Origin of the sequence: Mesorhizobium sp. M7A.F.Ca.ET.027.03.2.1 (assembly GCF_003999175.1) — a bacterium.
Taxonomy (GTDB): domain Bacteria; phylum Pseudomonadota; class Alphaproteobacteria; order Rhizobiales; family Rhizobiaceae; genus Mesorhizobium.
The window spans coordinates 1-6889 of sequence record NZ_RZOM01000215.1 but is presented as its reverse complement, the minus strand read 5'-3'; the positions used below and the strand labels follow the sequence as shown (position 1 = coordinate 6889).

7 protein-coding genes and 1 tRNA gene are annotated in these 6889 nt (G+C 59.6%); 6 read left to right on the top strand and 2 right to left on the bottom strand.

The window, feature by feature from the left end; translation table 11 throughout:
* The 3 genes from EN750_RS12085 to EN750_RS12075 all read left to right on the top strand — a co-directional run.
* The coding region (locus tag EN750_RS12085; RefSeq protein ID WP_145967581.1) for an amidohydrolase at nt 1-913 on the top strand (913 nt) is incomplete at its 5' end.
* Between the two features lie 83 nt (nt 914-996).
* A tRNA-Arg gene (locus EN750_RS12080) sits at nt 997-1073 on the top strand.
* Between the two features lie 251 nt (nt 1074-1324).
* On the top strand, nt 1325-1756 hold the full coding sequence (locus EN750_RS12075) for a potassium channel family protein (RefSeq protein ID WP_127396560.1): 432 nt from the start codon (nt 1325-1327) through the stop codon (nt 1754-1756).
* 12 nt (nt 1757-1768) lie between these two features.
* Here the strand turns inward: EN750_RS12075 and hemN are convergent, their stop codons facing one another.
* Nucleotides 1769-3118 (bottom strand): oxygen-independent coproporphyrinogen III oxidase, encoded by a 1350-nt coding sequence (hemN, locus tag EN750_RS12070; protein WP_127396559.1) that lies wholly within the window; start codon nt 3116-3118, stop codon nt 1769-1771.
* A 161-nt stretch (nt 3119-3279) separates the two neighbouring features.
* Here hemN and EN750_RS12065 point away from each other — a divergent pair, with 161 nt between their 5' ends.
* On the top strand, nt 3280-4008 hold the full coding sequence (locus EN750_RS12065; protein ID WP_127396558.1) for a Crp/Fnr family transcriptional regulator: 729 nt from the start codon (nt 3280-3282) through the stop codon (nt 4006-4008).
* 2 nt (nt 4009-4010) lie between these two features.
* Here the strand turns inward: EN750_RS12065 and EN750_RS12060 are convergent, their stop codons facing one another.
* A complete protein-coding gene (locus tag EN750_RS12060) occupies nt 4011-4421 on the bottom strand; it encodes a hemerythrin domain-containing protein (protein WP_127396561.1) in 411 nt (136 codons plus the stop codon).
* Nucleotides 4422-4673: 252 nt separating this feature from the next.
* Between EN750_RS12060 and ccoN the strand changes: the two genes are divergently transcribed.
* Together ccoN and ccoO are read left to right on the top strand one after the other, a co-directional pair.
* A complete protein-coding gene (gene ccoN, locus EN750_RS12055) occupies nt 4674-6284 on the top strand; it encodes a cytochrome-c oxidase, cbb3-type subunit I (protein WP_127396557.1) in 1611 nt (536 codons plus the stop codon).
* Nucleotides 6285-6295: 11 nt separating this feature from the next.
* Nucleotides 6296-6889 (top strand): cytochrome-c oxidase, cbb3-type subunit II (ccoO, locus tag EN750_RS12050; RefSeq protein ID WP_127396556.1); only part of this gene is annotated, 594 nt, incomplete at its 3' end.

Genomic DNA, 6889 nt, shown 5'->3' with positions numbered 1-6889 from the left:
CAACGAGATCACAGGCAAGTCCTACGCCTCGACCATCCCCGGCAAGATGCACGCCTGCGGCCATGACGGCCACACGGCAATGCTGCTGGGCGCGGCCAAATACCTCGCCGAGACGCGCAACTTCACCGGTTCCGTGGCGGTGATCTTCCAGCCGGCCGAAGAGGGCGGCGGCGGCGGCAACGAGATGGTCAAGGACGGCATGATGGAGCGTTTCGACATCTCCAGGGTGTTCGGCATGCACAACATGCCGGGCCTGCCTGTCGGGCAGTTCGCCATTCGCCCGGGCCCGATCATGGCGGCGACCGCCGAGTTCACCATCACCGTGCGCGGCAAGGGCGGCCACGCGGCGATGCCGCACGGCACGATCGACCCGATCGTCATCACCAGCCAACTGGTCGGCGCCTTGCAGACGATCGCCTCGCGCAGCACCGATCCGGTCGAGGCCATGGTGGTGTCGGTGACCAAGTTCCACGCCGGTGACGCCTACAACATCATCCCCGAAACCGCTGAAATCGCCGGCACCGTGCGCACCCTGCGCAAGGAGATCGCCAAGAAGTCCGAAGAGCGCATCCGCAGCATATGCGACGGGCTGGCGACCGCATTCGGGGCAAAGATCGAGGTCGACTACCAGGCAAATTACCCCGTGACCTTCAACCACGCGGAAGAGACGGTGTTTGCCGGTGATGTCGCGATGAGTGTCGCCGGCGGCGCCCATGTCCACCGCGGCATCCAGCCGGTGATGGGTGGCGAGGATTTTTCCTACATGCTCGAAGCCCGCCCCGGCGCCTTCATCTTCATCGGCAATGGCGACACCGCCGGTCTCCACAACCCTGCCTACGATTTCAACGACGAGGTCATCCCGCACGGCATGAGTTACTGGGTGAAACTGGCGGAAACCGCGCTGGCCGCCTGACGGCGGCAGCGCAAAGCCGGCCGGATTGCCTTCGGCCGGCCTCTTGGCGAAACGATCCGAAGCGGCTATGTGTCTGGCCGCGTGGTCCCGTAGCTCAGTAGGATAGAGCGGCAGATTCCTAATCTGTAGGTCACAGGTTCGATTCCTGTCGGGATCACCATGCATTTCAAACACTTAGCGAAATTGTCGCCGTACTTTTTTGGGTGGTTTTTTCCAAATTAGTACGGCCAATATTACAGACCTTCAAACTTTGGGCACGCTGCCTCAAGGCTGAAATGGCTGAAATCTGAGATTCAGTCTAAAGAGCAGAGTGTCGGTTTTTGGCCAGAGCTTCCGCGCTTTCAGACCTCCGTCGGGATTGAGATTGATCTCGCACAAGGACGAAGGGCTCTTGGCGGCTACGTTCCGCGCATGATCCTCAATCTACTCATCGGCACTGTCGTCATAAGTCTGACGGTTCTCGTCCACACATTTGGTCTGATCGCCGTCACACACGCGATGGGGTATCTGGTCGCGCGGTTTCGCATGCACGGGCGCCGCAGCCGCATCGTGGCGATGATCAGCGTGGTGATGGGCCTCTTTGCGGTCATGACCGTAGAGGTCTGGCTCTGGGCCGGCCTATATAGGTTGCTTGATATCTTCGCCGACTTCGAAACCGCACTGTACTTTTCGACCATTACCTTTTCGACCGTCGGCTATGGCGACATCGTGCCTGCCCATGCGTGGCGTGTGCTGGCGGCGCTGGAGGGCGTAAACGGGTTCTTGCTAATCGGCTGGTCGACCGCCTACCTGATCGCGGCAGGCACTCGTATCGGCCCGTTCAAGGCCGGCGAGCATTTCTGACCGGGCCAATGTTCAGACCGCTACTGAATGCCTGGCCTTGCCGGTTTCGAAATATTTGTCGAACTTCGCGGCGACGCTCCTGACAAAGGGGCGGCTTTCCACCGGCACGACGAAGTGGTCGCCGTTCAATTCAAGCATGCGTGCGGGGTCAAGAAGCGCGGTCGAGCTTGCCTTGCTGAGAAGCTTTTGGCCGGCTTCGCCGAAGCGCTCAACCAGGTCGATCGCCGAAAAGGCGAAGTCGCACATCAGCCGCTCGATGATCCACCCGCGAGCGCGGTCGTCGTTGGAAAAGGCAATCCCGCGGACCGAAGCCAACCCACCCTCACCCACCATGCGGCCATATTCAGCGGTCGAAGGCATGTTCTGGACGTAGCCCTGGCGAAACTGGCTGATGGATGAAGGGCCAAGGCCAATCAAAGTCTCGCAGCGATCTTCGGTGTAGCCCTGAAAGTTCCGATGCAAAGTTCCCGAACGCGCGGCAACCGCCAGCGCATCGTCCGGTTTGGCGAAATGGTCGAGCCCGATTGCTTCGTATCCCTGGTTAAGGATGGCGCGCGCTGCCAGTTGCGATTGGGCAAACCGCTCTTCCGGACCTGGCAACCAGGCCTCGTCGATCATTGTCTGATGTTTTTTGAACCACGGCACATGCGCGTAGCCAAAAAGGGCGATCCGATCCGGCTCCAGGGTCAACGCTTGTGCGACCGTCGAGGAAACGCTCTCCCGGGTCTGGTGCGGCAAGCCATAGAGCAGGTCCAAGTTGACCGATTCGACGCCGCGCGAACGAACGCCGTCAACGACAGCTTTCGTTTGCAAGAAGGTCTGCTCGCGATTGATGGCCTTCTGGACCTTGGGATCGAAATCCTGGACGCCGAGGCTCGCTCTCGTCATGCCGATTTCGGCGAGTGCGTCGAGCCGGGCTTCGTCCATGTCGTTGGGTTCGATTTCAACGCTGATCCTGGCGTCGGGAAGAAATGTGAATCCATCGCGCAAGACTTCCGATAGTGCAACGATATCCTGCGGTTTGAGCATGGTTGGCGAACCACCACCGAAATGAACGGCACGCAAGCGGCCCTTGCCTGCGACAAGACAGGCAACGGTCGCGATCTCGTCATGCAGCGAGTGCAGATATTGGGTCACCGGCTCGTAGTGGCGTGTCTGCTTCGTATGGCAGGCGCAGAACCAGCAAAGCTTGTCGCAATAAGGGATATGCAGATAGAGCGAGATCTCGTCATCCTCGCCAAGCGCCTGCAGCCAACCACGACACACAGCAGCATCGACACCCGGATGAAAATGCGGCGCCGTGGGGTAACTCGTGTAACGCGGCACGTTCTCGCCAAGTCGGGCAACTAAATCTGGGCGCATGTCCTAATCTGCTCCGGGCTGTGTCGCGCGATGTTGCTCACAAGAGGCAGTAGCGCCTTGATTTCGGTCAATGCCCATCGGCTGCGGACAAACTGCCGCAAGCGCTTTTGCTTGGGTCGATGCTATATCGTGACAGGACTTTGGACCCGCGGAAGACCACGATGACAGTGCGTCAGGATGTACACAGCGCCGGCATTCCCGTGCTTTGCCAATCGTGCGAGGCGCGCCACCATGGCGTTTGCGGCGCTCTCGACCCTGAACAACTGGTGGGTCTAGCCAGAACTTCATCGAAACATACGGTTGAGCCCGGCGTGGAATTGATTGGCGACGCCGAGACCGTCGACAGTTACTCGAACGTGCTCTCCGGCGTGGTCAAGCTTACAAAGAGCCTTTCGGATGGGCGCCAGCAGATTGTCGGGCTCCAATTTGCTCCCGATTTTTTGGGCAGGCCCTTCAAGGTGGAAAGCGCCATCAACGCCGAGGCTGCAACCGCAGTCTCCTTGTGCTCATTCCCCAAGGCCGCCATTGAACGGATGATGAAAGAGTCTCCGGGACTGGAGCATCGCCTGTTCAAGCAGACGCTGAACGAACTCGATGATGCCCGCGACTGGATGGTGACGCTGGGCCGCAAGAGTGCTTCGGAAAAGGTGGCGAGCTTTCTTCTCATGATCGCCAGGAACATCGACCCCGCGCTCGACTCCTCCGCCCAGTCGACAAGTTTCGACCTGCCATTGACCCGCGCCGACATCGCCGATTTTCTCGGTCTGACGATCGAGACAGTTAGCCGCCAGTTGACCAGGTTGCGATCAGATGGCGTGATCCGGATTGAGAACAATCGGCATGTCACAGTCGATAACCTGAACCGACTACAGCGCCGCTCGGGCGCCTAGGATCAATAGTCGGATCCAATCATCGGCAAGACGTGCTCGCGCTCGAAGGCGATATGCCGGCGCAAGCTTTCGAAGAAGCCGCGCAGCATGAAGCCAACCGCTTCGGCATTGTCAACGGTTTTGCCATGGCCGATGGCCAGCAGAATCTCGGTCACCTCGGCGGCATAGCATTCATCCTCGACATGCTCGGCGCGCAGTCGCCGGGTGGAATCGAGGTTGGCGTCGCGGCTGTTCAAAGCAGCCTCGTAGGCCGGGAAGATCATCGTCTCTTCGTATCGATGAATGTTTCGCAACAGCGGGACGATCGCGTTTGCCATGCTCAGGCATTTCAAACGATCAACCTTCGGCAACGTGTCTGCTATGCTTTCCAGAGCATCGCACAGCTGCAGCTTTTCGAGATGCGCACGTTTCATCACCGCCGCCGGAACTACCTCTCTCCCAGATCGAACCGCCAGTATCGAATTTTCGCGGCTTGTTTTAGACAGCGACGATCCCAGCTCCTTCTCCCTGTTCAACGGCAACCTCCTGATCGTTTGCGCACCCAAGGCTGCCCAATCCGAAAGCGCCGGGCTTTGACATGGATCAAGGCGGCGGCGACGTGACTGCTGAATTGCTGTCCCTGCGGATTGACATCCGCGCATCGGAGTCGACGTCGGGGACATGTCATGAAGTTCGGCACGCACATCTTCGCCTTGAGCCTTTTCACATTCGCGGCTTTTGTGGCTGCCGGCTTCGGCGTGGACGCGCCATTCCGACAGCATATGTGGGTGTTGTTCTTGGTGTTGCTCGGCTTTGTCGCCATTCTCCTTCGCAACACGAATTTCGCCCCGGCAGTCGCAGTCGATCCTTCCGCTTACATGGACGGTCCGATCCGCTACGGCGCCATCGCCACGATGTTCTGGGGTGTCGTCGGCATGCTGGTCGGCGTCGTCATCGCGCTGCAGCTTGCCTATCCCGATCTCAACATCCAGCCCTGGTTCAATTTCGGCCGTTTGCGGCCGCTGCACACGTCGGGCGTCGTCTTCGCCTTCGGCGGCAACGCGCTCTTGTGCACATCATTGTATGTCGTGCAGCGAACCTGTCGCGCCCGGCTCTTCGGTGGCGATCTGGCCTGGTTCGTGTTCTGGGGCTACCAGCTTTTCATCGTTATGGCCGCGACCGGCTATTTGCTCGGCATCACCGAGAGCCGAGAATACGCCGAACCCGAATGGTATGTGGACATCTGGCTGACCATCGTCTGGGTCGCCTATCTCATCCTGTTCCTCGGCACGATCTTCAAGCGCAAGGAACCGCACATCTACGTCGCCAACTGGTTCTACCTCTCCTTCATCGTGACCATCGCGATGCTGCATGTGATCAACAACCTGTCGATGCCGGCCTCGTTCCTGGGCTCCAAGAGTTATTCCGCCTTTTCCGGGGTCCAGGACGCCTTGACGCAATGGTGGTATGGACACAACGCCGTCGGCTTCTTCCTGACTGCCGGTTTCCTCGGCATGATGTATTACTTCGTGCCCAAGCAGGCAAACCGGCCGGTCTATTCCTATCGGCTGTCGATCATCCATTTCTGGGCGATCATCTTCCTCTACATCTGGGCCGGGCCGCACCACCTGCACTACACCGCCCTGCCCGATTGGGCGCAGACGCTCGGCATGGTGTTCTCGATCATGCTGTGGATGCCATCATGGGGCGGCATGATCAACGGCCTGATGACGCTGTCCGGCGCGTGGGACAAGCTCCGCACAGACCCCATCATCCGCATGATGGTGATGGCGATCGCCTTTTACGGCATGTCGACCTTCGAAGGGCCGATGATGTCGATCAAGGCGGTCAACTCGCTATCTCACTATACCGACTGGACCATTGGTCACGTCCATTCCGGCGCGCTCGGCTGGGTCGGCATGATCTCGTTCGGCGCGATCTACTACATGGTGCCGAAGCTCTGGAACCGGCAACGGCTCTACTCGCTGCGGCTGGTCACCTGGCACTTTTGGCTGGCGACACTTGGTATCGTTGTCTACGCTGCGGTCATGTGGGTGTCCGGCATCATGCAGGGCCTGATGTGGCGCGAATACGACGAGCAGGGCTTCCTGGTCTACTCCTTCGCCGAGACCGTCGCCGCCATGCACCCCTACTATGTCATGCGCGCCATCGGCGGGGCCATGTACCTCTCCGGCGCCCTGATCATGGCCTGGAACATCACCATGACCATCCTCGGATATCAGCGCGAGGAGCAGCCGATGCCCGGCTCCGTTCCCGCCCTTCAGCCTGCCGAATAAGGAGCCAGATAATGGGCTTGATGGACAGACACGCAATCATAGAGAAGAACGCCACGCTCCTTCTCGTTGGCTCTCTTCTTGTGGTGACCGTCGGCGGCATCGTCGAGATCGCGCCGCTCTTCTATCTCGACAACACGATCGAGAAGGTGGAAGGCCTGCGCCCCTACTCGCCGCTCGAACTTGTCGGGCGCAACATCTATGTGCGCGAAGGCTGCTACCTCTGCCACAGCCAGATGATCAGGCCGTTTCGCGACGAGGTCGAGCGCTACGGCCACTACAGCCTGGCTGCCGAGTCGATGTACGACCATCCCTTTCAGTGGGGATCCAAACGCACCGGGCCGGATCTCGCCCGCGTCGGTGACCGCTATTCGAATGCCTGGCACGTCGCGCATCTTGCCGACCCGCGCTCGGTCGTGCCGGAATCGGTCATGCCGAGCTATGCCTTCCTGAAGGACGCGCCGATTGAGGTGAAGAACTTCTCGACACACCTGGTTGCGAACGCGCGCGTCGGTGTTCCCTATTCGGATGACATGATCGCCAATGCCAATGCCGACTTGAAGGCGCAGGCCGACCCCAATGCCGACACCTCCGGCCTTGAGAAACGC

Bases quoted from the DNA above. Each gene is read 5' to 3' on its own strand.
- EN750_RS12075 (WP_127396560.1), top strand. From the start codon at position 1,325: ATGATCCTCAATCTACTCATCGGCACTGTCGTCATAAGTCTGACGGTT.
- hemN (WP_127396559.1), bottom strand. From the start codon at position 3,118: ATGCGCCCAGATTTAGTTGCCCGACTTGGCGAGAACGTGCCGCGTTAC.
- EN750_RS12065 (WP_127396558.1), top strand. From the start codon at position 3,280: ATGACAGTGCGTCAGGATGTACACAGCGCCGGCATTCCCGTGCTTTGC.
- EN750_RS12060 (WP_127396561.1), bottom strand. From the start codon at position 4,421: ATGAAACGTGCGCATCTCGAAAAGCTGCAGCTGTGCGATGCTCTGGAA.
- ccoN (WP_127396557.1), top strand. From the start codon at position 4,674: ATGAAGTTCGGCACGCACATCTTCGCCTTGAGCCTTTTCACATTCGCG.